This window comes from Xanthomonas vesicatoria ATCC 35937 (assembly GCF_001908725.1).
GTDB classification, from domain to species: Bacteria; Pseudomonadota; Gammaproteobacteria; order Xanthomonadales; family Xanthomonadaceae; genus Xanthomonas; species Xanthomonas vesicatoria.
Genome location: NZ_CP018727.1, coordinates 20,923 through 47,184, shown reverse-complemented (window position 1 = coordinate 47,184; position 26,262 = coordinate 20,923). Strand labels below are relative to the sequence as shown.

Genomic DNA, 26,262 nt, shown 5'->3' with positions numbered 1-26,262 from the left:
GCAACCGGCGCGGGCAAGGATGTGCCGTCCTCTAGTGCCCGCTTGATGACTATCTGCCAGAACCGTTCAAGCTCATCAACGTCGATGTCTTCGCGCGGTGTGGCGATGCAGCTGCGACCCTCGCAGCATGTGCAGAACGAGTCGGCTCCCTTGCACGCTGGGCAAGGCGAGAATTGCCAGAATCCCCGTGGCATGAAGACGCCCGCCTTGCAGACGTAGCAGACGATACCGGCCTGGTCCATCGTGCCGCACCGGCTGCCGCACGCGTCACAGATGCCAGGTGGGCCGAAGTGCCACGGTGCGAGTGCTGGTCTTTTACGTTGGCCCATGCACCGCACTATGCACATCCAGGTCGCAGCCGATGCGAATGCCCTGCCGGGATTCAGCCGACATACGTGTAAAAATGACTCGCAGAATCCAATTTCTTTTGTGAAAACATGAAGTTGCCAGATAAAAAGGCGCTTCCATCGCTCGTCCGCTACCTCGTCCCTTTCGAGGTTCGGCACGCTGCAACTGTCTTGCGGCGACTGTGCGAGACCGGTCGGTCACAGTGTGGGTAATACACGGATGCCGCCGGCTTCACAGCAGAGCACGCAAGGACTGTTCGGAAGTACACGCGGCCGGGATTGATGGCCGGCAGGAATCTGTAAAAAATTCTTTACTAACAGCAAGTTATCCAACTTTTGGCTTTTTTTTGCACGAATCCCTGCCGGCCCTCATTCAGCTCCAACTCGCGGTAAATGCGATAAACACGCTTGTGGTTCGACTTGAACCCTTTGACTTGCGCAGGCGCATGAAGTAATTATTCATGCCGACGAATTATGATTCAATAGTTTTCCTAATTTTCCTCAATCGAGATGCCTCAATCGACATGCTATAGCTTAGGTCACCTCTTCGCACACGAAAGTTTTCTACTCTTTCGGAAAGATCTTCACTTGGGTTGGTGCGTCCTGTGCTCACATTTTTATGAGCATATTCAGGCTGATTCGATATGAATTCGCCTACAACCCCTCTAGAGTGTGAATGCTTATAAAAAATGGGCGGCAAAAATTTGTCGCCCTCTATGAACTCTATATTCTTATGCAGAATGGACTTCCTCTCCCCGGACGAAAAGCATCGAACGTTTCTTCTTAAACAATCGTGAAGATTGTCAAAAACGCTGTCTTTTTGATAAGCGCACAGAGCCATATTCAATGAAAAAATAACACAATCAAAAAGAGACTTCTGCGCACCCAGTTGGATGACCGCCATGTCTCCATTTTCACCAAGACAATTCTGAACATTCTTCCCTAATGTTTCATAGCCGGCCATAACCTTAATTTCGCCGTCTTTCATTCCGTAAGCAAGTGCTGGCTCAATTACCAACATCGTACGCTTCCCATCTTTAAATCTAACGTCAATCGCCGCATGATGCATGCTCGAAGGAGATAGGCGAACGATTGATCGCCAAGCCTGCTTTTCAGAAGTCATAAATTCGGAAAAAAAGGATTGGGCAGAGTCGTGACAGCTAAGATGGAGCTCTGGAAATCTCTCATTATATGCATGTGCTAAATAATATTTATTTTCAACATCAGCTTTTGTTATGGCTTCGGAACTTCCATGCTTCGCGGCAGATAATGCAGCCTCCGCATACATCCGCATTTCATAAGGAATATTATTTGAACTATTCAGCGATTCTTCCAGCGCAATAGCTTTTTTGCGTGGGCGTTCCGGGAGCCCAGAAAATGCCGAGCTAGTTTGGGAAGGGCTCGTGGAAGGACTTGAGGCAGGCGTTTGCTCGTCATTATCAGCTTGCTGTTCATTCCAATTTGAGCTACTAGAACGGCTAGAGCGGCTAGAACCAAAGCCAAGTGAACGCATAAAATTCTTCATATATATTAACCGTTAATTTGGATTTGTCGTGCAATACCTAACGCTAATTAAAAAGCCCGCCTCGTTCCCAAAGAGCCGAGTGCCACCAAGCCATGCAGGCTGGGTGACATGGGCGCATCGGGGGATGAAGGCGTAGAGGGCGTGGGCTGCTCTGTGGTGTGGGATAAATATTGCTCAGGTGAACCCGCTACGGGCGAACCCACCACGCTCGGCTTTGAAGTGCATAGCCCCATCTTGATCTTCTCCGGTGACTGTAGGATCAAGTTTGGGGGGGAGCTTTCCGATTTGCTTCGCCTCACCGAAGGCATGTTTGGGGCGACGAAGCATTGACGCGGGGGATTCCCTAGCCTCCGCCAAACAGCTAATCACCTACCTGCCGGCATTGCACCGGCTGCGATGGCGTTTTCGGGTTCGCCAACGGAGTACGCTGGCCGCAGCTGCGCCAGGAGTTGTTCCAACGTGCTCAGGCGCACCGTGGCCCGCAAGGTGTCCGCCTCGGCGTGTTCCCGGCGCTGGCGCTCTTCGACCAACTCGGTCCGCGCTGCCGCCAGTTCGGCGCGCACGCCTTCCAGCGCCTGGACATCTTGGGTCCAGCGTACCTGCAGGGCTTGGTGCTCGGCGGCCGTAACGCCGACAGCGACCACGACGTGCCGGTTGACTCCATCAAGCAGCTGTTTGCCTGATCGCAGGCGGGCAGTTCGCCCCCCGCTTGCCCACCGTGGCGCTGACCAGGTGGACGGCACCACCTGGTCAGCGTCGGCCGTTGGCCGCCCCCGTGGACAAGCCGGGGACGAGCTGCAACCGTCAGGCCCGCCCACCCATGCCCCACCGCTTCCCCGACGCCTGGGGATGGATACACCCATCCCCCACGGCGACGGGCAGCGCTACGCGCTTGCCGTGGAGCATGCGTGGACGGCCACCAGGTCACGCGGCCTGCGTCGCAGTCCGCAACAGCACACGCATAGGCGAGGTGTGCAATGGTATTGCACGGTTTAACCTCGCCTATGCACGTGCTATCGCACGCGCACCAAACCATACGCCGAGGACGCGACGACGATGCCTAAATCCGACTCCACCGCAGCAAACGCCAACACCCCCACCACGACGCACGACCGCTTCGATGTCGTCTCGCCTCACGCCTACACCAAAGGCGACGGCGAGACCGGAACCGAGTGGTTTTCCCCATCGAAGCGGCGGCTACACCCTCAAGCTGCGCACCGTGCCGGTGGCCATCGACGGCGAGGTGACGCTGATCGTGCGCAAGCGCGAGCCGCGCGACAAAGGCGAGGGCGAAAACTGGAACCTACCGGACTAGATCACACTGCATCACCGCGCGATACACCGTAAAAAGCCGCCGGAGATCCCGGCGGCTTTTTTTGTGCCTCAGTCGTCCAGATCCGCCCAAGCATCGGGCGGCGGCAACATGTTTTTGCCGGTGCCCTTGCAGGGCTTGCACGTCACCCACTCGGTGAGGCCAGGCCAGCCACCCACCCCGCCGCACATGGGGCATTCGTCATCGGGCACGTCTTGCTCTTGCATGTGTCTCGCCTTGCCAGTTGATAGACGCAGTGTTGCACGCAGGCAAGGGGCTGCGCTGCCGGCGACGACCACCCGTAAAAGCGGGTTTGCATGGTGGCGTGTGTGGCCAGGTTAGGCATGCCGGCGTTGTTGCGTGATCGAGCTTCGGACACGAACAGGGCAGAGCGTGGCCGGGGACCAGGCACCGCGAGCGACCAGGTGCACCAACCCCCCGCTTTACTGCGAGCGGCGATGTTCCACTGTCAGAACATAGAGGTGCATGCATGACAACTTGCATGCTTGCATGCAAGCATGCGAATCGGTATTATGAAGGTGTGCCAAGACATTGCACACCACACAACTACCGGAGACAGCCACATGTTCACCGCATCCGACATCATCCATACCCATACCCATACCCATACCCATACCCGCGCTGACCTGATCGAGGACGGCGACCTGGTGGACGTGTCTACCCTCGCCCGCGAGGCCGGCTTTAAGGTGCCGGTTGCCGTCACGCGTGCCGTCTGGGCGGACTGCGTTGCATGGAGTCAGGACGACACCAAGCGCAAGCGCGTGCCGCAGGATGAGGAAGGCCGCTTGTGGGATGTGCTGTTCATGGCGCGCAACTTCGCCGCCCGCAACGCCCAGGGCAACCGGGTGCCGTTCGCCCTGCACCGGGTGCCCCGTGAGGGCAAAGGCCACCAGGCCCGTATCGTGACCCTGCACATGCATATCGGCGGCGACAACGGCGAGCCGGTCATCACCATCATGCAGCCGACCGAAGACTGACCCCTTTTTTTTGCCACATGGTGTGCAATGGTATTGCACACAATCGGCCGCAACTTTGAGGAACTGACGATGGACCAGGCCAAGACCACCCAGCAGATCCACTGCGTGAGCGTTGACGCCGGTCTGCGCCAAGCCCGTGCCGTGCTTGCAGAGCTGACCGACTTTGTGCGGTCCACGCCGTGCCTGTGCTGCCCTGCGCTGCTGCCACTGCCTGCGATTCAGTGCGAGCGCTGCCGGCTTCTGGATCGTGTCGGCGGTGCGGCATGACCGCCGCCGACAACGTGCGCGCCCTGATCGCCGATCACCGCCGCCATGAGCGCGCTTGTCGGGTGCATGCAGCGCGCTTGCGCCGCGAAGCCCAGCAGCTGCGCGAGCTGCCCGCCGGAGGTGCACGCAGCCTGTTCCGCGCCCACGAGCTGGCACGCAAAGCGATCGCACTGACCGAACAGGCCGACTCCGACAGCGCCGCCGCTGCGTTGTTGGCCACCACCCCCCAGCACTGACCAGGACACCACCATGCATAAGCTGCCTAACCCCGCTTCCCTAACCGCCGCCGAGCGTGCCGAGCTACGCGATGCCATCGCCGGCCCCCGCTACGCCCAGCAGCCGCACGACTTGGCCGACGGCTCGCGCTACTACATCGCCGAGGAAGCCGGCCGCATCGTCGTGACCAAGTTCCACGGCAAGGCCTTGAAGCCTGACCGGGCGTGGTTTCGGTCGCAGGCCGCGGCCGAGCAAGACATTGCCAGCTTCACCACCCGCCGGCAGCAGCTGGCCGACGCCCAGGCCGAGCGCCGCGCCGAGGCCAAGCGCCCGCACACCCTCACCGTGGGGGCGGTGCTGGTGTCTAGCTATGGCTACGAACAGACCAACGTGGATTTTTACGAAGTCGTTGCCGTGCAGAATCGCACCGTGACCCTGCGCGAGCTGGTCCAGCAGCGACAGGACACCGGCCACATGTCCGGCACTGCCATCCCGGTGCCAGGCCAGTACACAAAGGCCGAGCCGATCCGCAAGCGGGTCAACCCGCGCAATGGCGTCAAGTTGTCCAGCAGCAGCTACGCCCACCCGTGGGACGGTCGCCCGCAATACTGGTCAAGCTACGCTTGATTATCCTAGTGCGGCACGCCGCCGCTGTTTTCCCTTCCCTCATGAAGTCATTCCAATGAAACTGCGCCACTCGCTTCTGTATGCCATCCGTCACCATTTCGTGTTCCTGGTCCTGAGCTGCGCGCTTGTCGGCATGGGCATCTATGGCTTTGCGACCTTTGAGCCGACCTCACCCAATGCGGCTTTTAGCAGTCCAATCAGCGACAACGCATGGTTGATTTACTTGGTTGGCGTTGTTTGCGGTCTGGGCGGGCTTCTCTGGATCGCGCACAAGTCCCGCTGACCGATGTACTTAGGCAATCACCAAACGGAGGTCCAGGTGGACGAACAAGAAGTGGCCCATTACATCGATGTGTTGGCTAGGTGTGTAGCCGTAGGTTTTTTCTGTTTCGTCTTAAATGTCCTCTACGGATAAAGGCCCAGGGCTGCGGCGGCAGCTTTTTTTTACGCTCTCGGTGTGCAATGGTTGTGCACACCGAGAGCTGATCGAAGGAACCGAACATGGACAAGCCCAGATCTAATGCAGCCCCGGCGCGCACCGGTAGCTATCCCAGCGCCCATGCCGGGCTACTGCTGCACGTGCGCCACCAGGTCGAAAACGGGGAGCCGCAATTCGGTGTCCACCTCGCCCCCCACGTCGGCGACGTGTCAGGCCCGGCGTATTGCACCGTGCGCGGCGTGGCCGCGCTTAATGTCTTCGTGTGTTCGCCCGCAGCGGTGTCGGCCGACCTCGCCGCGCTGGTGGTGGCCGAGGGGCACTACGTGCTGCCCTTGGCGGCGGCCGCACAGTTGGCTGCTGACTTCGCACTGCCCGTGCGCACACCCCCGGTGATCGAAGGCGCCTAGCGCGCCCGCAGCGCACTCTAGTGGCGTACTGGACGCACTGGCGCCATGCTTCCCCGCGTGACCACACCGCGTAGCCACAACCCGTAGGCTGCCCGGCAATGAGGCAATCCCATGCTGATCCATCTTTCGCCCCGGCTGCTTGAGCCGAAGGGCATCCCCACCCGGTGCGAACTGGTCGATATTGCGATTGACCCGTTCGGCCTGCTGCTACGCAACGGCGTCGAGGTCGTCGCCCGCCGCCCGTATCCCAACAAGCGGTATCAGGTGGCCTGTCGCAAGATCGGACGCATGGCCATCAATGGCCTGTTGATCGAGGCGGCCGGAACCGTCGATGCGTTCCGCGTCGTCACCCGCTGGGCGGTCGAAGGGGAAATCCTATGCACCCATGAGGTGAACTACAGCCTCGCCGACCAGGACCACGACGCAGTAAGCGAAGATGTCCTGTTTTGCAAACGCCAGGCTGCACAGGTGTATCACCAACCCCGCATGGCGGTGCTGGGAAGCGACTGCATCGCGGGCGATGCTGGCGTGTCGTCTGTCACGTCCACCGAGTTCATTAGCGTGTCTGGCCCGGTCGTCACGGGCTGCCGGCAGCAGCTGCGGCTATCGACGATGACGCGCGCCAGGCTGTTTGATCCGATGTTTGTTTCTCGGCGCATTCCGCCGGCCGATCACGCGTTCCGTGTCCAGCGATAGCCCTAACGAATCATGCCGGCACGTGACAGCGTGAGGGCAAAATGCATGCCAGGTGCGGTGTGCAATGGTTGTGCACACGGGGATTGCTTGCGGTTTAAGGGCCGCGCGCGGATACTTGGCAGCGATATGACAACGCGGGTGGGCCAGCTGCTAGCGCAGTAGACCCCCCGAAAACGAAAAAACCGCCCCGGCAAGGGCGGCTTTTTCATCACTGGGCTGGCGGGAACACCAGACCAATGGGGCACAATTCATACCCCCATCCTAATCCCGCCGGCGGAGCCGTGCAAGAGGGAAAAGGATGCAAAGGCATAAACGCCGACCACCTTGCCCCGCTGCCGTTCATCGGCGCGGGACATGCCAGCAGTAGACACAGGCCCACACGCTCAAGGCCCAGAACCGACCGCTCCCAGCGGCCGGCCGCACAAGCGTGTGCACTGGCGTCAGCCCAAGCCGCCGTCCGGTAAGAAGCGCCGGCCGGCCGTCCTCGACGCCACCCGCGAGGCGCTGGTGCGCAGCCTGGAACAACGACGAGGCTCGCTGTGGATGCGGATTAGCCGCAACGTCATCGTGGCCGGCTATGCCCTGGAAAAGGCACTTACACGGGTGCGGGCGCTGCGCTCGGATGGAGCCGAATCACTGTTGGCCATGTCCGTCGCCCTGCTCTACCTGGCCGACGTGCGCACCGGGTTTGTAGGCAAACCGCGCCAAGGCGGCGGCCCTTGGCAGCGCTACACCCTCAAGGATCTCGCCCAGCTCGCCTATGGCGGGCAGACCGTCGCCGAGCTGGAACGCGCCAAACGCTCGATCGACATGATGGTGAGCCTTGGCTGGGCATTCCCCACCAAGCAGGTGCGCCGGCACACCAAAGACGCCGAGGGCGCAGCCGTGTGGTGCAGCGAGCCAGGCGTGCGCCGGCTCAACTTCCAACGGCTGTGCGACATGGCCGGCACCAGCTGGTTGCTCAAGCGCGACCGCAAGCACGCCGACCAGGCGCGCGGGATCGGTGTTGCGTCCTTCGCCCAGGCGCACGCCCGCCGGCAGCCGCCCCAGAAGCCGGGCGTCACGCCGCGCACGGACGCTGCCCGCCCTGCGGCGCACCGTGCCACGGGCGACCCGCCAGGCGACGCACAGAGCGCCGTGCGGCACATCTCCGACATCCTCGCCCTGTTCAACTAGCCGTCGCCGGCAGGCCAGCCCCTGCCCGACGCAGCAGAAACAGGCATCTACGCCGGCAAATCTGCCGTGAAAAGGCGAGCCGCCCCGCCTGCGGCGGCCTCGATCACCGCCCCGACGCCCTCAACGACACCCGCCAAAGCGAGTTCCCCACCGCCTCGGGGGATAACCCTGTGGGGAAGTAGCGCTATTTGTGATCCTTAATTGCCAGGCCAACCAGTCAACCTATGGTTGAAAGCACAGTCAGTAGAGCGCTCAACAGCAAATCGGCGTCGCCGCCGCTACGCGACGCCGACAGCGTTAAGAGCTTTCTCCAGTTGCGGGGGCTGCGCCCCCCTGTCCTCCCTCCGCGCCTACGGCGCTGCGGTCGCAACTTCGACCCCCCGGAGAGGGACGCCCGCGTCCCTCTCCCACCGGCGCTGCTACTCACGCAAATGCACCCTGGTTGAATCCCAGGCGCAGCGCCGGCGGCTCCCTCACCCCAAAAGCGGGTCAGCAGGGAGTGATATGGCGAGCGTGGAGGCGACAAGGCCCTGGTCAGACCGTGGGTGTCGATCAATGCACAGTGGTAGAGCGGTCATCGTGCGCTACGCGCACAAAAGCGCTGCTGCCGTGACATCGAGCAGGCGCAGTGGCCCCTAGGTCGCACGCGAGCCGGAGATTTCATCGTGTCAGTGCGGCCGATAGTCGGCGAAACGCAAGCGCAGCAAGGGCTGTGGCGATTGGCTCAGGTTTTGCACACGGTGGCCGATAGGCCTTGACTTCCTGAACGAGACCAGGTTAATATAGTGTTAGGTGGAACACGAAAAAGCCACCTGCTGGCAGGCAGGTAGCCTTTGAATTTCATTTAGCTGGAAGGTCCAGCGAAGCGTTGTTGCGTAGAGCGTTCCCGGTCTTCTATGCAGTCTTACATAGCAGCAAAATTGCGTTGGATTCGTGGGATGTTGTGGAAGACATGCCGCCTAGTATAGCTCAATTTCGTAACAAAGGTGTTCGGTTTACCTAACAGTTCGTTCTAACGAACACCTGCTGTGGACAGCGCTCCCCCCGTGACCGGGGAAGGAGCAGTTTATGAATTGCGTTACTTGTGCTTGGCCAAAACCTGTACATGTCCGCCGCTACTGGCGCCACCGCTTTGGGCGTTGGGAATCAGTGCGGATGCATTGCAGGTCTTACCCTAACCGGTAAGTGATACACAGCGGCGCCGGGCAACCGGCGCCGTTTTTTTGGTTTGCACCTTTGACCAGGTGCGCCCCTCGCTGCCGCGTCGGCGCCGACCCTGCCCCATCGCAACACCGTGCCGATGCCGGAGCATCGTTGCAGCCGCGTGTGTGATGCCTTGCTGACCCCGTAAACGATCCGCCCACGTGCCGACGAACGGCATGCAATCAACTGCAAAATCCGCTTGCCTGGTAAGAATAATAATACTATTCTTCTTCTTACCAACTGAGCCGCTGGAGCCGCGCATGGAACCCTCTCAAGACGCACGTGACCGCATCCTCGCAGCAGCTGATGCGTTGTATGACCAGGCCGGGCGGGAGGTTTTCCCAACCGTCGATGCCGTGCGCAAAGCAGCCAAGGTCAACATGAACGAAGCAAACACCGTCATGAAGGAGTGGCGGCGGATGCAGACGCGCCCGGCCCCAACGGTGCAGGTGCCCGAGGCCGTGCAGCAGGTCGCCGGCACGGCCGTGTTGGCGTTGTGGCAGGCCGCCCAGGACGCCGCCAATGACGCATTGCGTGCCGCCCAGGCTGGCTGGGAAGCCGAGCGGCAGGAAGCGGATGCGTTGAGCCAGCAGATGGCCGACGCCTACGAGGCCCAAGCACTTGAGCTGGAAGCGGCCCAAGCACGCATTGCCGAGCTGGAAGCCGCCATGCAGCAGGCCGTCACGGCAGCGGCCACCCACCAGGCCGCCATCGACCAGGTGCGCATCGAGCTGGTGGACCTACAGCAGCGAGCCAGCGCGGCTGATGCCCGCGCCACCGAGCTACGGACCGAGCTGGATCGGGCGCACCTGGTGGCAGCCGAGCAGCGTTCCGCTGCCGGCCAGGCCCGTGAGGATGCCGCGACTCTGCGCGGTCGTTTGGCTGCTTACGAGGGCATGGCCACCTTGCCCCCAGCCAAAGCAACCCCCGGAAAGCCGCGCGGCAAGGGTGTTGGCTAGGATGCATGCAAGTAGTCACGACAGCACGCATGCTAGCCGCTAGCGCAGCTTGCATGCGTGCATGCATGTTGCTAAGGTATTGCACACTTGCCCTCAAGCAAGCGACTTCCACCAGGAGCGCAATGCATGAAAACCGTAGCCATCGCCGTCCAGAAAGGCGGCGCAGGTAAGACCACCATCGCGGTCCATCTGGCGGTGGCCGCGCAACAAGCAGGCCTGCGCGTTGCGCTGGCCGACACCGACCCCCAAGGCTCGGCCAAGGCATGGGCAGAAACCCGGTCGGATTCGACACTGGAAGTGGTGGCGATCACGTCGGCCAACGTCGGCGCTGCGGTCGCGGCTGCGGCCGAGGAGGGCTATGACCTGTTGATTGTGGACACCCCCCCGCATGCATCGGCTGGCATCGCCGCCGCGCTTGAGCATGCGGATCTTGCCTTGATGCCAGTCCGGCCGAGCCTGCTGGACTTGGCTGCCGCCCCGGCGTCCATCCGGCTACTGCACGCCAGCGGCAAGCCGGGGGCGTTCATCCTGTCCAGCGCCCCGATCCGGGCCAGCGAAACGCGCGAAATCGAGCGAGAACTAGCCAATACCGGCATTCCGGTGCTGGAAACGGTCATCCACGACCGCACGGCCTACCGCCGTGCACTTGCTCACGGCCAGGCCGTGGGCGAATTTGAGCCGGCCGGCAAGGCCGCATTTGAGGTTCGCGCACTCTGGCGCGAAGTGAATACGCTACTCGGCGCAACCAAAGGAACCCAAGCATGAACACCGGACTCACTGGCAAGCTCGCCGCCCTGGACAAGAACAAGACCCAGCCGGAGAAGCCGGCGCGCCCAGCGGCGGACGCCGACAGTGCGCAAGGCACCAGCCGCCCAGCCAGCGCCGGTAAGAGCGCGCCGAAGGTCGGGGCGACACGCACCGTCACCATTCGACACCTGACCGATGACGACCTGCGCCGGCTATCCGAATTTAGGTATACCCACAATCTGACGATTCAGGACATTTCCATTAAGGGCATTTCCATGTTCCTCACCTCGATGGGACTTGCCCCGTTGTCCGCGATGGCCGATGCCCCCGACGACGGCCAGGGTGAGTGAGACATGCATGCAAGACGGCTCGCAGGCTTGCATGCAAACTTGATCGCATGCAAGCGTTCTTGCATGCGAGTCTGCACGATTGTTTAGTGGCTAGCATGCAAGAATGCAAGTCATCGCGCATGCACGCCGTCATGCAATCAAAGTTGCATGCCTGCATGGTTGCTTGCATGCAGGGTGCGTGGCAGTGGTGCATGCGAGCATGCACGATGGCATGCATGCATATTGGAAAGGTGCATGCAAGCAATCAAGCTGCTGACGCAGCTTGCAGGCATGCAGGCTGGCATAGCCACCATACAAACCGCATGCAAGTCATCAAGCATGCGTGCATGCAGGTGTAAGGATGGGTGCCCAGGTCGTCGAAGCCTTCGCCAAGGGCCGGACAAATCGGCGGATACTCGCCGGTAAGCCGCGCCAGGTCGGCCGGTGGGTGATCGGCGACGAAGGAACCCGCCGCCGGCTTCTGAGCTTCGCACCTGGTGACCGCTTCGCGCTCGACCTGTGGGAGCAAAACGACTATGGCACAACCCGTTGGCGGGTCGTGCTGTGTGAAGCATTACAGCCCGGCGAGACCGGAGATAGCGTGCCATCCGTGCGCCCAGATGTTGCCATTCTGGCCGACATTACCGGCGCAACACGGGTGCGCGCGTATGTCGCTTGGCTAGCCCTAAATCGCGCAAAAATTGAGACGCTAAATCGGCTAGAATTGGCGCGAATCGAACAGTTTTTCCAGCGCATGCCACTGGCGCGGTTAAAGGTTTTAACCGCCGACGTGAGAGCCAAACTCCCCCGGAAAAGGCGGGGTTAGCGGCATGTCTGTGAGACGAAAAAAGGTCATATCAGGGCTGGTTATCGGCCTAGGTCTGGCGGTTTTGGCTCCGGTGTTTGGCTGGGCAAGTGCCCGTGTTCTTAGCGCGTTTGGGTTCACTGTCATCGCCAATTTGTCGCCCAGTGTTGCGCAGGGCATGTATCTACTGGACCGCAATGTGCGTAGCGCAGAGCGGGGTCAGCTGGTCGCTTTTCCGCCCCACAATGCACCAGCCCGTTACGGCTTTGAACGCGGTTGGATGAAGCCCGGAAGCCTCTATATCAAGCGCGTTGGTGCCATTGCCGGTGACACCGTGTGCGTCAATGTCGAAGTCACGATTGCGACCCCGACGACACCCGGACACCCGGCGACGTTTACACGCGTAGGTGCCGTGTCTGCGACAGATCACACAGGTGTGCCGCTACCCCACGCGCTGCAAGGTTGCCACCGCGTGCCGGCAGGCCACATTTTCCCAATCGGTGACGGCCTAGCGAATAGCTACGACGGCCGCTACTACGGGTTCGTCCCGGTGGCCCTGATCGCCGGACGCATCACACCAATATGGACCCAGGCGCAGCCAGATGGAGCCGATCATGAGTGACCTGATGTCGCTAATTCTCGCCTGTTCTGTCGGGGTGCATCCGCAGACCGTGCAAGCCATCATTAAGCATGAAAGCGGCGGCAACCCCTATGCCATCAACAACCAGGCCCGTAGCTTCTACCCGACCAGGCTGGAGGACGCGCAAAGCATTGCGGTCGAACAGGTGCGCGCGGGACGCAGTACCGATATCGGACTGATGCAGATCAACTCGCAACATCTAGGCAAGTTCGGGTTAACCCCGATTGACCTGCTAGACCCGTGCACAAACATCCGCGTCGGCACCACCATTCTCAGCCAGAACTATGCGCAAACTTGGGCCAAGTATCGCGCCGAAAAGCCGGCATTGCTGGGTGCGCTGTCCATGTACAACACGGGCAACGAGTCACGCGGATTGCGGAACGGTTATGTGGGCTGGGTGTCGCAAGCGGCCGGGGTCACGGTCAACTTGCCCTCAGGCGCGAGATTGAGCGGCCGGCGGTCCACCGAAGCCCAATCCAATGCTGTTTCCATGGTGTCACCAGCTGCCGCGCCAACCGGGTTTGCAGGAACCGGCCCGAAGGCTGCAAAGCAGGGGCCACGCTGACCGCTTGTGCGGTGCTCTGTGCCGCCTGGTCGCCCAGGTGGGTGGACGCCAGTGCAGGCTACTCGGCAACGCGCTAGAGCAGTGCCAGGCCGGGTGGTGAGGTTCTGCGGTAGGGTGGCCAGGTCGAAGGTAGTGATGGGGGCGGAGGGCAAAAACGGAGAAGCGGAAAAGAAGGGCAAGATAAAAGTGTGTGTTGTATGTGTGGTTTAACTTCTTAAATTTACTAGGCTTTCCTTACCACACTGCGTGATCAACCTGTTGTAAATTACAACAGGCCATATTTAGACCGGGAGGCGTCGATGGTTGGGAGCGGAAAGCGCAGCTCAGCAGGGCTAGAGCAGGGCTCCAGTAAAGGCAGTCCAGGTGCAAGCAGCACCGACAAGCCGCTGCGCGTTCGCCTGTCCAAGGGCCGCCAGGCGCGTAACAATTCCCAAGTCAACGAGGTCATTAGCCGTGTCAAAAGCGCTGCCAAGCGGGCAGCACGGACCGGACGCATTTCTGGCGCCACCACACACCATGCAGGGCGTGGTGCTGGTGTTCGGATCAACACCGGAAGCCGCCAGCAGCGCGTCACGATTAAGGCCCGTGTTGTGGCGGCGCCACGGGTCGGTGCCAAAGCCGCGATGCAGCGGCACGTGGACTATGCCCAGCGTCACGGCGTAGACAAGGATGGCGGTCCGGCGCGCCCGTTTACTGACACGGGTGAACTCACACGCGAGCAAACATCGCAGTTCGTGGATCGCTCTGAACCTGACCGGCATTCGTTCCGCTTTATCGTGTCACCAGAAGACGGCGCCAACCTGAATCTAGAAAGCTACACGCGCGATTTGATGCAGCAGATGGAGCACGACCTTGGCAGCAAACTAGACTGGATGGCGGTCGCCCACCATGACACCGATAACCCGCACGTACACATCATCGTGCGTGGCGTGGACGACAAGGGGGGCGACCTGGTGATTAGCCGCGACTACATCAGTAATGGCATGCGTGAGCGGGCACGCGAGCTGGCGACACGGGAGCTGGGATATCGGAGCGATATTGACATCTATCGCTCCGCTGCAAAGGAGGTCACGCAGGAACGCTGGACGGGTCTGGATGCGTCCATGCTTCGGGAACAGCAGAGCCGCGAAAGCGGCCTAATCCATGCCGGCAAGGTGCATGCAGATCCCTTCCGCAATGCACAGCGGCAATTGCGGCTCCAGCGGCTGGCGATCCTGCGGGACCACGGCTTAGCGACCGAACAGATGCCCGGCCGCTGGAAGATCCACGCAAATGCGCCGGAGGCGATGCGTGCCATGGCGCAGGAGCGCAGGCTAGCGACAGACCTCAAGCCGCACATTGACGCCGAACGCAGCCGGCGTGGCCTGTTGGCCGACAAGGACAGCCTGAAAGCTGCACCCGTGCAGGGTGTCATCCTTGATCGCGGATTGGCTGACAAACTGTCAGGTACCGAGTACATCATCGTTGGCGGATTCGACGGCCAGGTGCATTACGCGACACTCAGCATGCATTCGGAACGGCACATGCCTGAGCGCGGTCGCATCGGTGACACCGTGGAGCTGGGCACCTATACGCCGCCAGCTGCGACCTCGGCGGATAAGAATGTGCTCAGGCGCTTGAAGGATGGCGTCTACCTCCCAGACGTGCATTTGGAAGAGGTGAAGGCGTGGGATCCGAAGCGCTTGCCTCCTAATGCAACGCCTGAGTCCTATATCGATGCGCACGTGAATCGCATGGAAGCACTTGCGAGCCGAGGGCATGTCACCAAGTTGCCTGACGGCACGTTCCGTGTGCCGGCAGACCTCTTGGCGCGCCTGGATGGTGACCCTGCCAATGCCCGTGACAAGAACGCATTCGTGCGCCTGGACGTTAAAGCCAAAGGCGCGCTTACCCGCCAGAGTCAGGTCATCGGCCGAACATTCCTTGATGAGCAGCTGGCCGCTGGCCGCCTTGAGCAGCTGAAGAACACCACTATCCGCACCCGTACCCAGGTGCAGTTCCTAGATGCGCTGGAAGCGCGTGCTGACCGCCTGGTTGAGTTGCAGCTGGCGCAGCGCACTCCTACAGGGGTGCGCCTCAAGGCCGGCTTTGAAGACGAGCTGCGCGGCATGGAGCGGGCGATGCTGCAGAAACAGCAGGTGGCGGGACTGTTGAAGCCACATCTTCGCGCCGAGCGGAGCCAGAGCGGACTTGTGGCTGACGAAAAGAGCCTTGAGACATCTGGACCGGTCCAGGGTGTCATCCTCGACCGTGGGCAGGCCGACAAACGCGCGGGCACCGAGTACGTCATCGTCGCCGGGTTCGACGGCCAGGTGCATTACGCAACGCTCAGTGCCCCGTCGGAGCGGCACCTGGTCGAACGCGGGGGCATCGGTGACACCGTAACCCTGGACAGCTACACGCCACCTGTCGCCACGGCGGCAGACAAGAACGTGCTACGGCGGTTGAAGGATGAGATCTATTCCCCTGCTGCGCACCTGGAAGAGGTCACGGAGTGGGACCCGAAACGTCTACCCGGCAACGCAACGCCAGAATCCTACATCGAGGCGCACGTGCGGCGCATGGATGCCTTGGCGCACCGGGGCCATGTGACCAAGTTGGAAGACGGCACCTACCAAGTGCCGGCAGACCTGGTGGAGCGTGTTAGCGCCGATCCCACACTCAGCGACCCCAAGCGCGCCTTCGTGCGCCTTGACGTACTTGGGAAGGGGCCGCTGCCTCAACAGAGCCAGGTCATTGCACGCACGTTCCTGGACGAGCAGCTGGCTGCTGGTCGCCTTGAGCATATGAAGGGCGCCACCAGCCGCACCCGCACGCAAGCACAGTTCCTGGAAGCGCTGGAAGCGCGCACCGACCGCCTGGTCGCACTGCGGATGGCCGAGCGCACTCCTGCGGGCGTGCGCCTCAAGGCCGGCTTTGACGAAGACATGCGCGGCATGGAGCTGGCCGATGCACAGACACGGCTCGCGTCCAAGTACGGCCAGCCGGTCAATCTCGATGTGGCCCGCCGCTTTCAGGGCACCGTGGAAGCCATCGAGAACCTGCCCAGCGGTCCCCATGCGGTGATTGTGCAGAACGGAACGTTCGCGGTGGTGCCGGCGAAGGATGGCCTGCAAGGCCAGCTCGGCAACACCGTGGCGGTGCAGCTGGCGAAGGGCCAGAGCATGAACCAAGCCTTCCAGTCGGTGCGCATCCGCTTTGCGGCAATGGATGTGCTGGACAAGGGCAAATCGTTAGGACTCACACGGAGTTAAACCGGTGGCACCACAAAGCAAACAACGCGAGAAAACGCGCCACGCTGGCGGACTGCGCGGCGGTCCCATCGTCGCCTGCTTGGCGTGCATCTTTCTGGGCGTGTGGGCGGCGGGCCAGTACGTCGCCTACGCGCTGGCCTACCAGCCCCAGCTCGGCGCGCCCTGGTTCCAGATCCAGGGGCACGGGATCTATGCGCCCTGGTCGTACTTCCCGTGGCTGTGGGACTACAACGCCTACGCGCCGGACATCTTCACGCGCGCCATCTACATCGTTGCCGCGTCGGCGGTGCTGGGTTTCGTGGTCATGGTGGCGGTGGCCATCTACCGCACCCGCGCCCAGGAGGAAGTGCTGACGCACGGCTCGGCGCGCTGGGCAGAGGCCAAAGAAATCGAAAAATCGGGGCTGCTGGGGCAGGCCGGTGTGGTGCTGGGCCTGACCGAGGACGGCCGTTACCTGACCCATGACGGCCCTGAGCATCTGGAAGTGACCGCCCCAAGCCGGTCGGGCAAGGGCGTGGGCATCGTCGTGCCCACGCTGCTGAACTGGCAGGCCAGCGTGGTGGTCAACGACATCAAGGGCGAGAATTGGGAACTGACATCGGGTTACCGGAGCCGGATCGGCTACGTCCTGAAATTCAACCCGACCCAGCGCGACACCTGCCGGTTCAACCCGCTGGCCGAGATCCGCCCAGGCGACAACGAGGTCAAGGACGCCCAGAACGTCACCGACATGCTGGTGGACCCGGACGGCAAGGGCAAACCCGACCATTGGAGCAAGGAGGCCGACTCGTGGCTATTGGCGGTGGTGCTGCATGTCCTCTACGCCGAGCCGGACAAGACCTTGGCCGGCATCGCCATGTTCCTGGATAACCCGGAACGGACGATGGAAGCCACGCTGCAATACATGCTCGACACCAAGCACCGCAACGGCACAGTGCATCCGGTCGTAGCGATCGGGGCCAGGGCCATGCTCAACAAGAGCGCCAACGAGCGCAGCGGTGTGCATTCCACCGCGCGCAGCTTCTTCAACCTGTACTACGACCCCATCGTGCAGGCCGCAACATGCGAAAGCGATTTCCGCATCACTGACCTGATGCGCGCCAAATATCCGTTGTCGCTGTATCTGATTAGCCCGCCGAGCGACAAGTCACGTTTGCGGCCACTGTTCCGGCTGATGCTGCAACAGATCACTCGCCGGCTCACCGAGGAACTGCACCCCGAGGGCAACAAGCACCGGCTGCTGTTGCTGGTCGATGAATTCCCGTCCTTGGGCAAGTTGGAGTTCTTCGAGGAAGGGCTGGGCTACGTGGCCGGCTACGGCATCAAGTGCATGATGATCAACCAGAGCTATAACCAAATCGTGAAATATTACGGGCCGAGTAATACCGTAATGGACGGTGCGCATATCCACGTGTGGTATGCGCCCAACACTGACGAGACGGCCAAGCGCATTAGCGACTCGCTCGGCATGACCACTGAAATTCACCAGCAGACCAACTACACCGGAGGCCGGTTGTCTGGCTGGCTCGGGCACGTGATGGTGTCCAACCAGGAATCGGCCCGCGCCTTGATGACGCCAGGCGAAGTGCGAGAAATGGACCCGGCCAAGAAAATCATCGTGGTGGCGGGCTTGCCGCCGATCATGGCGGTGAAGATCAAGTTTTACAGCGACGCCAAGTTCCGCGACTTGGTGCCGCCGACCGATGCGCGCGGCAAGGTGCTGGACCCGACGCACAAGTACGCGCCAGTCGCCAACACCGCAGCCAGGCCATACCCCTACGGGCCGCCCGTCGCCGGCAACCCGTGGACCAAGCTCACCCCCGCTGTGGTGCCGGTCGCGGTGGCGGCCGCCCTGCAACCCGCCGTCGACGACTCCCGCGACCTGGACCCCACCCCCGAGCCGACGCCCGCACCGGAGGTGGCCGTCGAGGCGGCGCCCACGCTCGATGACGATATCGACGCCGATGCCGACATCGACACACATGAACTCACCGTCAGCCCCGCCGCCAAAGCCGATGGCATGGATGCAGCCGACGACGACATGGACTACATGCTCCCATGAAGAAATCTGTTGGTAAGACCATCCTGCACACGCAAATCGAAACCCGGCTGATGCAGCTCGCCAAGCGCGAGGCCGCCGAGCGGCGCATCCCGTTGCGCGCAGTGGTAGAAGCCGCGCTCGCCGAGCGCTACGACCCCGAACACGCCAAAGCCGAGGAAATGCTGGTCTTGAAGGAGCTGCGGTCGCTGCGCAACGAGGTGCGCAACGTGCACTTCGGCAATCAGATGCTGGTCGAGCTGACCACGCTCACGACCAAGAACCTGTTTGCACGGCTGCCGGCAGCCACACCGGCCAGCAACGCAGCCGGGGAGGGCTTCTATAACGCCCTGATCGCATCGGTGGAACGGGTCTTCAGCGGGCGCACGCCGTTGCTGGACAAGTTGACCGCCTCGCTGCTACGCGCCCAGACCGATAGCGAGTTTGACGCCCTGCAAGCAGCAACCGGGCAGACCGACAACGCCGACCATGATCCAGAGGCCCCCCCATGAACGCATTACGCTCCCCTAAGGTGTCCGTTTCGATGGTCAGCCACCCGCCCGTATGGAGGCTCAAAATCCAGTTGCTTGGCATCACCCCCACAGTGTGGCGTCGGCTCGACATCTACGCTGACGTGAAATTGTCGCAGTTGCACTACTTCATCCAGGGCGCGATGGGCTGGGAATTGATGCACCTGTTCTCGTTCGGGCATGGCAATGGCAGCGAGATTTCCAGTAAGCGCCGCTTGTGCGATGTGTCTGGCATTGGAGAGACGCTGATCTACACCTACGACTTTGGCGATGACTGGCAACACCGAGTGACAGTCGAGAAGGTGATGGAAGAACCAACAGAGAATTGCCCGCACTTGATTACCGGCAAGAACGCCTGTCCACCGGAGGACTGCGGCGGCCCATGGGGCTATGCGGAGATGCTCAGGATACTTGCTGGGCGCAGCAGTGCTCGCCGACGTGAACTCACCGAGTGGTTAGGTGGCCCATTCGACCCCAACGCGTTCGACATTAGTGAAGCCAGAGATCGTCTTGCCGAGTACGTCAAGCTGTCCATGCCGAAAGCTGACCGTTAAACGCAGCCGTCCCAGGGACGGTAATCATCTGCCGGACAAGGCTGGCTTCGCTGGTGTGCGGGGGCAAACAGACCTCATCTGCAAGGGCAGCAAACCCTCTGCGAGGTATGTTGTGGAGCAGGCTGCCTGGCTAGCCCCGGAGCAGACATAGATCCCGCTGAGCTACGGCTGGCGTGGCAGAAGAGTATCGACCGGTACCTTGCGCAGGGCGAGCAACTGCCCCAACCTATCATGCAACTGGGCGACGCGATTGACACGCTCTCCGGCTCTCCTAAGGCAGATCCTCGAACTAGTCTCATAGCGTTTGCGACCATTCCTTCAGATTCCTGAAGGGAGATTGACAGCTGGCAGTCTACCTAGGTTGACTCGCCCGCTAGTCGTGACGCATGATTACGCCACTGTCACTGAGCAGTTACAGGCTTTCCCGACCCGGTGCGTAGGGGAAGCTGGCCACCTTCGAGAGAAGGTCCCACCCAGAGTGGGGTTAAGAGATTCCGGCCCGCAACACCATGCTGTTTAGCAAAAAGCCTGCTCACGCGGGCTTTTTGCTGTCTGGTCACTTAGCATTGACCAGGACATCTATCAGTTTCGTTGGTGAGGAGCGCGCGATCTGCTCATCCATATCAAGACGAACGTATGCGCTTTCAACAACCATCAGCAGGAACCGATCCGCGCGCTCCACTCGAAACCAAATTGAGTAGTGCCCATCTGGTGTCACGCGTTTTACCGCGAAATGATTGTCGTGCCGTGTTGGATAGACGTTGCGCTGATCCAGAGCCCCGATCAGCTCCGGAAGCTCTTTGCTGTCCTCGTATCGTTTAGGGCAAAAAACCCTGAGATCGCACTTGCGCTTCTCCCAAATGTAAAGATGATCTGGGTTGTAGTTAGGCACCTTGGCAACGCCATTGCTGAAGCAATGATGTGAGTATTCGACACGCACTATGAAATCCCTGGCCACCCTTCCCGGATGCCCAGGTTGAGCGGCACGCGCCGGCGCGTGGAATGAAACAAATGCGGGATGAAGGTGTTTTAGGGTATAGCGGACACGATCCTGGACGTGGTCTGCCCAAACTCTTGTGTTGCTGCGGGTCGGCATCTCTGACCATCTCATAAAACGGGATACAGCATACAGCCCACTCCGTCCTCAGCCGAGGAACTGAGGTTTCGGGTATCTTCCGATCAACTAGAGGGTCGGCAGGGATTCGTGTAAAAAACAGCCAAAAGTGAGTTAAATCACTGTCAGTAAAGGGCATTTCGCGAATCCATGCCGACCCTCCATACCTTCATAATAGCCGCGCTGCGAGCGCCCGACTTATCGGCCTTGCGCCGAGCCTGGCGCCGCACCGTCGAGGTAGGCGCCGCGCGGACTGTCCACACAGAGGAAGTTCTGCGCATCGTCGGCGCTGCCCTGGCCAATCCATAACGCCGATTGCGGATAGTGGCAGAGCGGCCGGGTGCGGACCACACCCTTGACCGGGTCGTCATTGGCGTATTTTGCCGCGACGATGCGCTCCGGTGCGATGCCTTGCTCGACCCACGCCTCCATCGCCGACAACACGTCGTGCTGGCGATCGATGGCCAATGCGGGCGGCCCATACAGCGCGCCGAAGGCCGACGTACCGGGTCCGCCGGTGAAGTGGCCCATGCCGGGCACCATGAACAGGCGGAAGAACTGCTGGGTCTGCGCAAGCGCATCCTCAGCCCTGCTGATCTGCGGGTTATCCAGCCATTGCCTGGCCACGACCGATTCGTAATAGGTGATCGCGCCTCGCGGCGGAACCACCGGATCTTCCCAGCCGATATACAGGATCATCTTGCCGTTGCGCGCGCGAAATCCGCTCAGATCCGCAGAGGTGGCGTCAATGACGCTGGCCAGCGGCTGGCCGGCGACCGGCTTGCGTTCGGCGCGGGCGACATCGGTATCGAAGTTCACCTGCGTATGGTCGAACCCGGCGCTGCCGGTATCGAACACCATGTTGGCGAAGAACTGGTTGGAGAGCACCGCATGGCCGCCGCCGGGAACGGCGGCGTTGCCGGTGACCCACTGGTTCCATGTCCCCGGCGTGGCGACTGCGAACGGCTCGAAACCGTAGTAGATGCGCTCGCCGGTGCGCGGGTTGACCGGGCCTGCAAGGATGGCGGCGAGCGTCTGCAGTTGTGGCGCAGTGAGACACGCGTCGCTCTCGGCACCGCTGCACAACAGCACGCGGGGATCGAAGCGGCACCGGCGCGGGTCGTTGACCACGCCGTCGGCCGTGTGGTCCTTTGCATCGCATTGGGCGAGCGCGGCGGCCTGGATGGCCGGCAGCTTGGCCGCCGAGATAGTGGCCGCCGGACTGCCGAACTGGGCGTCCTGCGACCACAGCCAGGAAAACGCGTTGTGGACCCAGGCGCTGGAAGGCGCATCGGCGATGATGCCGTCGAAGGCGCCCGGAAAGCGCTGCGCTGCGATCAGCGCATCGCGGCCACCATTGGAGGCGCCGAAAAAGTAGGAATAGTGCGGCGCGCGGTGCGTGTAGGCGGAGACCAGCGCCTTGCCGTTGGAGATCGTCGTGGCCAGCGCCTGATAGCCCCAGTCGACGATCTTCTGCGGGTGGCCGAGCGCAAAGCTCGCATCGCCGATCGATGCCCGGTGGCCGCCATCGGTGGTTGCGGTCGCATAGCCGCGGCGCAAGGCGAAACCAAGCGACCTGTATTGGATGTTTCCGGCGAAAACGACTGTACCGACCTGCAGGTAGTTCTGGTTCCAGCCCGCGGACGGAATCCACACCTCGAACCCAATTTCCGAATCGCTGGTCGACCGCGACACACCGACGACGCGACAAAACGCCGGCAGTGCGTCGAGCACGGTGCCGTCCGGCGCCGTGAAGGAACCGGCGGGCACGTCGGTAGCGCTGCTGATCGTGGTGGACGGCAGGGACAGCGCGAGCATGCCGGCGCAAGCGGCCGACGCCGATGCTGTTGTCAGCAAAGCGCCGGTTGCCGCCATCGTCCGTAGCAATACGCGTAACCCGTTCAATCGCAACATGAGCATTTCCTTTGGTTGAAGAGCAGGCGGTACCGGCTATGCCCTCTGGAAGCGGCGGGAGCAATCCAAACTGGCGCTGGCCGCGTAGGCGAGCACTTTCATTTGGGGACGAAAACATCGCTGTTGGTGAGCATGTGGTCGCACGAATACTGGGAACCGGTCCGCACCAAGTGCCAGACTGTGGTGATGGCCGGTACGCCGCCAGACGCATCACAGGTGCCGGTCCAGGCAGTCATGCTGCCGTAATTACCCCACTGCACCGAAGAAAGTGATGGCGGGCAGTTTGCTCGATGCCGTCGACCCGGCAACCGGGTTAGCAAACCAGCCGACTAGCGGATACACCCCCCCAGTGGTGCCGGAAGGCGAGATGTACGTGCCCAAGAGTTGCCCGGAGGTCTGTACAGCGGTGATCGTGAGTGTGGAGCCCAGCTGGTTTTTCCATTCGCCTACCGGGTTGTTGCAGGTTGGTGCGGCCTGGGCGAGCGAGACGCAACTTCCGAGCAGCGCAACGCAGGCAGCATATTGACGCATGGACATGCACATCATCAGTTCTCCTCGTAATCAAGCGAAAAGTGGCCGGTTCAAGCCAACGACTAGATAGCACCGACCGGGGCCGCGTTGCTGGGATGGGTGTCTCCATCCCTTATCCTTGACGAAGGTCAGGGTGTTACACGCATGGCGATGCGCGTTTCGGATAGCTAAAAGAGGGTCGGCAGAAATCCGTGAAAAATTCTGGGATGACAGCGAGTCGAGTTAACTCACTTTTGGCTGTTTTTTTACACGAATCCCTGCCTACCCTCGTATGCACCCCTTCTCTCACCGGCACTGCGCCCTCCCTGCTCTCCCGAGGAAGACAAAAACCATGGGCATCAATTACACCGATGAGTTGGCCAGCTTGGTGCTTTTCAGTGGCACCACCGCGTTGGCCATCCGGCAATACAGTGCCTACCGTGCCGATACCACCCTTGCCAGTCGCACGGTGGCGCGCGATGTCATGTGGCTATCTGACAGCCTGCACAACTTCGAGGCCATTGGCCGCAGCGTGTTGCAGGCCAACCACGCGCACGTCGCTTTCATGGCTGGTTTGCTGGCCGAGCAGTTCCAGGAGCATTTGCAGACCGATCCAAGTGACCCGGAATCGCCGGCAGCCGCCTTCCAACGTCACACCCAGTACGTCGACTTGCACGCCGTCATCGCCACGCTTCTCAACCTGCAAGCAAAAGCGGCGGCGGCAGTAGAGATGGCGACGGTTTAAAGAGGTTGCCGGTGTGGGCCTGTGTATGGGAACACAATGGAGGCCCTGCTTCGATGCAGGCCTGCCTATTCTTGACACGCGCGCCGGCTGGCGAGAGGATTGAGCTATCGCTGCACAATCAGTGATTCGGCACATCAAACCGATAAAGATGGCAGGAGCGCGCAAGCGCCCATCGTCCGATGCTGGCGCTTTTATTTAGCTCGCCAGTTCTATGGTGGGCGGTGCGCGGAGGCTGCAAGGCCTGCCGGTTCCCGCTTCTGCCTATCCGGTTTTGATGACCGCGTACCGTCCACCACCTTTCCTGCGAGTTCGCTCGCTCCTGTAGCAATAAGGTAGTTCAGCAGCAGAGGTACCAACAACGAGGCGGTCTGCTGGTCTGATGAGCGGATGCCGAAAACGAAAAAACCGCCCCTGGCAGGGCGGCTTTTTCATCACTGGGCTGGCGGGACAAAACCAGTCAATGGGCTATCCGATAGCTCCATCCTAATCCCGCCGGCGAAGCCGTGCAAGAGGGAAAAGGATGCAAAGGCCTAAACGCCGACCACCTTGCCCCGCTGCCGTTCATCGGCGCGGGACATGCCAGCAGTAACGACAGGCCCACACGCTCAAGGCCCCGAGCCGACCGCACCTAGCGGTCGGCCGCACAAGCGTGTGCAATGGCGTCAGCCCAAGCCGCCGGCCGGCAAGAAGCGCCGGCCGGGCGTCCTCGACGCCACCCGCGTCGCGCTGGTGAAGAACCTGGAAGAACGCGACGGCGCGCTATGGCTGCAGGTTAGGCACAGCGTCAGCGTGGCCGGCTATGCCCTGGACAAGGCGCTGACGCGGGTGCGGGCGCTGCGCTCGGATGGAGCCGCATCCCTGCTGGCCATGTCCGTCGCCCTGCTCTACCTGGCCGACGTGCGCACCGGGTTTATAGGCAAGCCGCGCGACGGGGGCGGCCCCTGGCAGCGCTACACCCTCAGGGATCTCGCCCAGCTCGCCTATGGTGGGCAGACCGGCGCCGAGCTGGAACGTGCCAAACGTTCGATCGACATGATGGTGAGCCTTGGCTGGGCATTCCCCACCAAGCAGGTGCGCCGGCACACCAAAGACGCCAAGGGCGCCGTCGTGTGGTGCAGCGAGCCAGGCGTGCGCCGGCTCAACTTCAAAGTGCTGTGCGGCATGGCCGGCACCACCTGGTTACTCAAGCGCGACCGCAAGCACGCCGACCAGGCGCGGGGGACCGGTGTCGCCTCCTTCGCCCAGGCGCAAGCGCGCCGGCAGCCGCCCCAGGAGCCGCACACCACGCCGCGTACGGGCGATGCCCACCCTGCGGCGTACCGCGCCACGGGGGACCCGCCAAGCGGCCTACTGCACTCCGCCGAGTACATCGCGGACCTCGTAGATTTCTTCAAACAGAAACAGTAGCCGTCGCCGGCAGGCTCGCCCCTGCCCGCCGCCGCAAAAACAGGCATCCACGCCGGCAAATCTGCCGCGAAACGGCCAGCCGCTCCGCCGCCGACGGCCTCGTTCACCGCCCCGACGCCCTCAACGACACCCCCCAAGCCGAGTTCGCCGCCTGCTCGGGGGATAAGCCTGTGGGCAAATTACGTTATTTGTGCCCCTTAGTTGACCGGCCATCCAGTCAACCTATGGTTCAAAGCACAGTCAGCAGAAAATCAACAGCAGATCGGCGTCGCCGCCGCTACGCGACGCCGACAACGTTAGAAGCTCGATAGAGGGGCTGCGCCCCTCCCACCGCCACTGCGCATCAGCCAGATCGGGAAACCAAACCCGATGAACGCGCAGTGGCGGCGGTTCCCTCCCGCAAAAAACAACAGCGGGTCAGCAGGAAGTGATTAAGCGGACTTCGAGGCAGGGCATGACCCTGGAACGGCTGCCGGCTTCGGGTGGTCTGCGTTTAAGAGCGGTCGCCGTGCGCTACGCGCACAACAGCGCTTCGCATCCGCAGTGCACACCCTCTTTCTGAGACCCAGAGAGCATTTTGCTAAAATCCAGTGCTAGCGCCGACTGGCCAAATCGGTGGTGCCATGTTCTATCCACCACAGAGGTACTGCACCGAATGCCAGGCCGACCGCGTGCTGCTGACAGCCACCAAGATCCCAAGCCTGTGCCCGTGGAGAGGCTGATTTTTGCACGCAATTTCCGCCAAGCACGGAAGGCAGCGAAGCTCAGTCAAAGGGACGTTAGGGATAGAACAGGCTTGACGCGTTCCTGGATCAGCAACATCGAAACTGGAAAGTCGCCCCCCAACCTCGACAACATGGCCATGCTGGCCAAGTGTGTGGGTGTCCCGCTGTGGAAGCTTCTCGTACCGTAGCGCCCGTCACATTTTGAACAAATGT

Annotated in this window: 26 protein-coding genes and 3 pseudogenes; 22 read left to right on the top strand and 7 right to left on the bottom strand. The window is 61.5% G+C overall.

Annotated elements, in window-relative coordinates; translation table 11 throughout:
- Positions 1 to 819: 819 nt before the first annotated feature.
- The 3 genes and pseudogenes from avrBsT to BJD12_RS23585 form a co-directional block, all read right to left on the bottom strand.
- A complete protein-coding gene (gene avrBsT / locus BJD12_RS23595; protein WP_074052319.1) occupies positions 820 to 1,872 on the bottom strand; it encodes a type III secretion system YopJ family effector AvrBsT in 1,053 nt (350 codons plus the stop codon).
- Between the two features lie 56 nt (positions 1,873 to 1,928).
- Positions 1,929 to 2,105: pseudogene (locus BJD12_RS25160) on the bottom strand (XopE/AvrPphe family type III secretion system effector); the annotation flags it as partial.
- Positions 2,106 to 2,237: 132 nt separating this feature from the next.
- Positions 2,238 to 2,510: pseudogene (locus BJD12_RS23585) on the bottom strand (DNA-binding protein); the annotation flags it as partial.
- A 482-nt stretch (positions 2,511 to 2,992) separates the two neighbouring features.
- On the opposite strand from BJD12_RS23585, the gene BJD12_RS24510 reads away from it, so the two are divergent.
- Positions 2,993 to 3,187, top strand: a complete 195-nt coding sequence (locus BJD12_RS24510; protein WP_005993571.1) for a hypothetical protein — start codon at positions 2,993 to 2,995, stop codon at positions 3,185 to 3,187.
- A gap of 68 nt (positions 3,188 to 3,255) precedes the next feature.
- Here BJD12_RS24510 and BJD12_RS24705 read toward each other — a convergent pair whose 3' ends face one another.
- Positions 3,256 to 3,411: a hypothetical protein gene (locus BJD12_RS24705; protein ID WP_005993569.1), complete on the bottom strand. Its 156-nt coding sequence runs from the start codon at positions 3,409 to 3,411 to the stop codon at positions 3,256 to 3,258.
- A gap of 357 nt (positions 3,412 to 3,768) precedes the next feature.
- Here BJD12_RS24705 and BJD12_RS23580 point away from each other — a divergent pair, with 357 nt between their 5' ends.
- The 18 genes from BJD12_RS23580 to BJD12_RS23495 all read left to right on the top strand — a co-directional run bounded on the left by BJD12_RS23580 (position 3,769) and on the right by BJD12_RS23495 (position 19,634).
- Positions 3,769 to 4,182: a DUF6573 family protein gene (locus BJD12_RS23580; RefSeq protein ID WP_042828124.1), complete on the top strand. Its 414-nt coding sequence runs from the start codon at positions 3,769 to 3,771 to the stop codon at positions 4,180 to 4,182.
- A gap of 69 nt (positions 4,183 to 4,251) precedes the next feature.
- Positions 4,252 to 4,449 carry a hypothetical protein gene (locus BJD12_RS23575; protein ID WP_228903369.1) on the top strand — a complete coding sequence of 66 codons (198 nt, stop codon included), beginning with the start codon at positions 4,252 to 4,254 and terminating at the stop codon, positions 4,447 to 4,449.
- Entirely contained in the window at positions 4,446 to 4,685 is a 240-nt protein-coding gene (locus BJD12_RS23570; protein WP_017113441.1) for a hypothetical protein, read from the top strand. The genes BJD12_RS23575 and BJD12_RS23570 overlap by 4 nt, the downstream gene beginning before the upstream one ends.
- Before the next feature lie 13 nt (positions 4,686 to 4,698).
- Positions 4,699 to 5,292, top strand: coding sequence for a hypothetical protein (locus BJD12_RS23565; protein ID WP_017160566.1), 594 nt, complete (start codon positions 4,699 to 4,701; stop codon positions 5,290 to 5,292).
- Positions 5,293 to 5,347: 55 nt separating this feature from the next.
- Positions 5,348 to 5,575: a hypothetical protein gene (locus tag BJD12_RS23560; protein WP_005993906.1), complete on the top strand. Its 228-nt coding sequence runs from the start codon at positions 5,348 to 5,350 to the stop codon at positions 5,573 to 5,575.
- Positions 5,576 to 5,793: 218 nt separating this feature from the next.
- Positions 5,794 to 6,138 (top strand): hypothetical protein, encoded by a 345-nt coding sequence (locus BJD12_RS23555; RefSeq protein WP_005993909.1) that lies wholly within the window; start codon positions 5,794 to 5,796, stop codon positions 6,136 to 6,138.
- Positions 6,139 to 6,249: 111 nt separating this feature from the next.
- Positions 6,250 to 6,834, top strand: a complete 585-nt coding sequence (locus tag BJD12_RS23550) for a DUF6012 family protein (RefSeq protein WP_017160564.1) — start codon at positions 6,250 to 6,252, stop codon at positions 6,832 to 6,834.
- Positions 6,835 to 7,188: 354 nt separating this feature from the next.
- Positions 7,189 to 8,010: a hypothetical protein gene (locus BJD12_RS23545; protein WP_074038430.1), complete on the top strand. Its 822-nt coding sequence runs from the start codon at positions 7,189 to 7,191 to the stop codon at positions 8,008 to 8,010.
- A 1,463-nt stretch (positions 8,011 to 9,473) separates the two neighbouring features.
- The gene (locus tag BJD12_RS23540; RefSeq protein ID WP_046932854.1) at positions 9,474 to 10,172 is read left to right on the top strand and encodes a DNA-binding protein; all 699 of its coding nucleotides are present in this window, start codon (positions 9,474 to 9,476) and stop codon (positions 10,170 to 10,172) included.
- Positions 10,173 to 10,298: 126 nt separating this feature from the next.
- Positions 10,299 to 10,937, top strand: a complete 639-nt coding sequence (parA, locus tag BJD12_RS23535) for a ParA family partition ATPase (protein ID WP_005995294.1) — start codon at positions 10,299 to 10,301, stop codon at positions 10,935 to 10,937.
- Positions 10,934 to 11,269, top strand: a complete 336-nt coding sequence (locus tag BJD12_RS23530) for a hypothetical protein (RefSeq protein WP_017160621.1) — start codon at positions 10,934 to 10,936, stop codon at positions 11,267 to 11,269. The genes parA and BJD12_RS23530 overlap by 4 nt, the downstream gene beginning before the upstream one ends.
- Positions 11,270 to 11,609: 340 nt before the next feature.
- The gene (locus BJD12_RS23525) at positions 11,610 to 12,074 is read left to right on the top strand and encodes a DUF2840 domain-containing protein (RefSeq protein WP_017160619.1); all 465 of its coding nucleotides are present in this window, start codon (positions 11,610 to 11,612) and stop codon (positions 12,072 to 12,074) included.
- Positions 12,075 to 12,078: 4 nt separating this feature from the next.
- Positions 12,079 to 12,675: a S26 family signal peptidase gene (locus BJD12_RS23520; protein ID WP_074038435.1), complete on the top strand. Its 597-nt coding sequence runs from the start codon at positions 12,079 to 12,081 to the stop codon at positions 12,673 to 12,675.
- Positions 12,668 to 13,258, top strand: coding sequence for a lytic transglycosylase domain-containing protein (locus BJD12_RS23515; RefSeq protein WP_050545661.1), 591 nt, complete (start codon positions 12,668 to 12,670; stop codon positions 13,256 to 13,258). The genes BJD12_RS23520 and BJD12_RS23515 overlap by 8 nt, the downstream gene beginning before the upstream one ends.
- Before the next feature lie 623 nt (positions 13,259 to 13,881).
- Entirely contained in the window at positions 13,882 to 16,512 is a 2,631-nt protein-coding gene (locus tag BJD12_RS23510; protein WP_058563827.1) for a DUF3363 domain-containing protein, read from the top strand.
- A 4-nt stretch (positions 16,513 to 16,516) separates the two neighbouring features.
- Positions 16,517 to 18,574 (top strand): IncP-type conjugal transfer protein TraG, encoded by a 2,058-nt coding sequence (traG, locus tag BJD12_RS23505; RefSeq protein WP_042828498.1) that lies wholly within the window; start codon positions 16,517 to 16,519, stop codon positions 18,572 to 18,574.
- Positions 18,571 to 19,062 (top strand): hypothetical protein, encoded by a 492-nt coding sequence (locus tag BJD12_RS23500; RefSeq protein WP_005996176.1) that lies wholly within the window; start codon positions 18,571 to 18,573, stop codon positions 19,060 to 19,062. Before traG ends, BJD12_RS23500 begins: the two co-directional genes overlap by 4 nt.
- Positions 19,063 to 19,094: 32 nt before the next feature.
- Complete coding sequence (locus BJD12_RS23495; RefSeq protein WP_042828500.1) at positions 19,095 to 19,634, top strand: plasmid pRiA4b ORF-3 family protein; 540 nt, start codon at positions 19,095 to 19,097, stop codon at positions 19,632 to 19,634.
- A 556-nt stretch (positions 19,635 to 20,190) separates the two neighbouring features.
- On the opposite strand, the gene BJD12_RS24505 is transcribed toward BJD12_RS23495, so the two are convergent.
- The 3 genes and pseudogenes from BJD12_RS24505 to BJD12_RS23480 form a co-directional block, all read right to left on the bottom strand.
- Positions 20,191 to 20,574 (bottom strand): hypothetical protein, encoded by a 384-nt coding sequence (locus BJD12_RS24505; protein ID WP_155616385.1) that lies wholly within the window; start codon positions 20,572 to 20,574, stop codon positions 20,191 to 20,193.
- Between the two features lie 372 nt (positions 20,575 to 20,946).
- Positions 20,947 to 22,623 carry a tannase/feruloyl esterase family alpha/beta hydrolase gene (locus tag BJD12_RS23485; RefSeq protein WP_058564067.1) on the bottom strand — a complete coding sequence of 559 codons (1,677 nt, stop codon included), beginning with the start codon at positions 22,621 to 22,623 and terminating at the stop codon, positions 20,947 to 20,949.
- A gap of 137 nt (positions 22,624 to 22,760) precedes the next feature.
- Positions 22,761 to 23,208 (bottom strand): annotated as a pseudogene (locus BJD12_RS23480) (avidin/streptavidin family protein).
- A 316-nt stretch (positions 23,209 to 23,524) separates the two neighbouring features.
- Between BJD12_RS23480 and BJD12_RS23475 the strand changes: the two are divergent.
- From BJD12_RS23475 to BJD12_RS23465, 3 genes are all read left to right on the top strand, one after another.
- Entirely contained in the window at positions 23,525 to 23,917 is a 393-nt protein-coding gene (locus tag BJD12_RS23475) for a hypothetical protein (protein ID WP_042827858.1), read from the top strand.
- Positions 23,918 to 24,493: 576 nt separating this feature from the next.
- Positions 24,494 to 25,324, top strand: a complete 831-nt coding sequence (locus tag BJD12_RS23470; RefSeq protein ID WP_074059633.1) for a hypothetical protein — start codon at positions 24,494 to 24,496, stop codon at positions 25,322 to 25,324.
- A 703-nt stretch (positions 25,325 to 26,027) separates the two neighbouring features.
- Positions 26,028 to 26,237, top strand: coding sequence for a helix-turn-helix domain-containing protein (locus BJD12_RS23465; RefSeq protein WP_017164018.1), 210 nt, complete (start codon positions 26,028 to 26,030; stop codon positions 26,235 to 26,237).
- Positions 26,238 to 26,262: the final 25 nt, after the last annotated feature.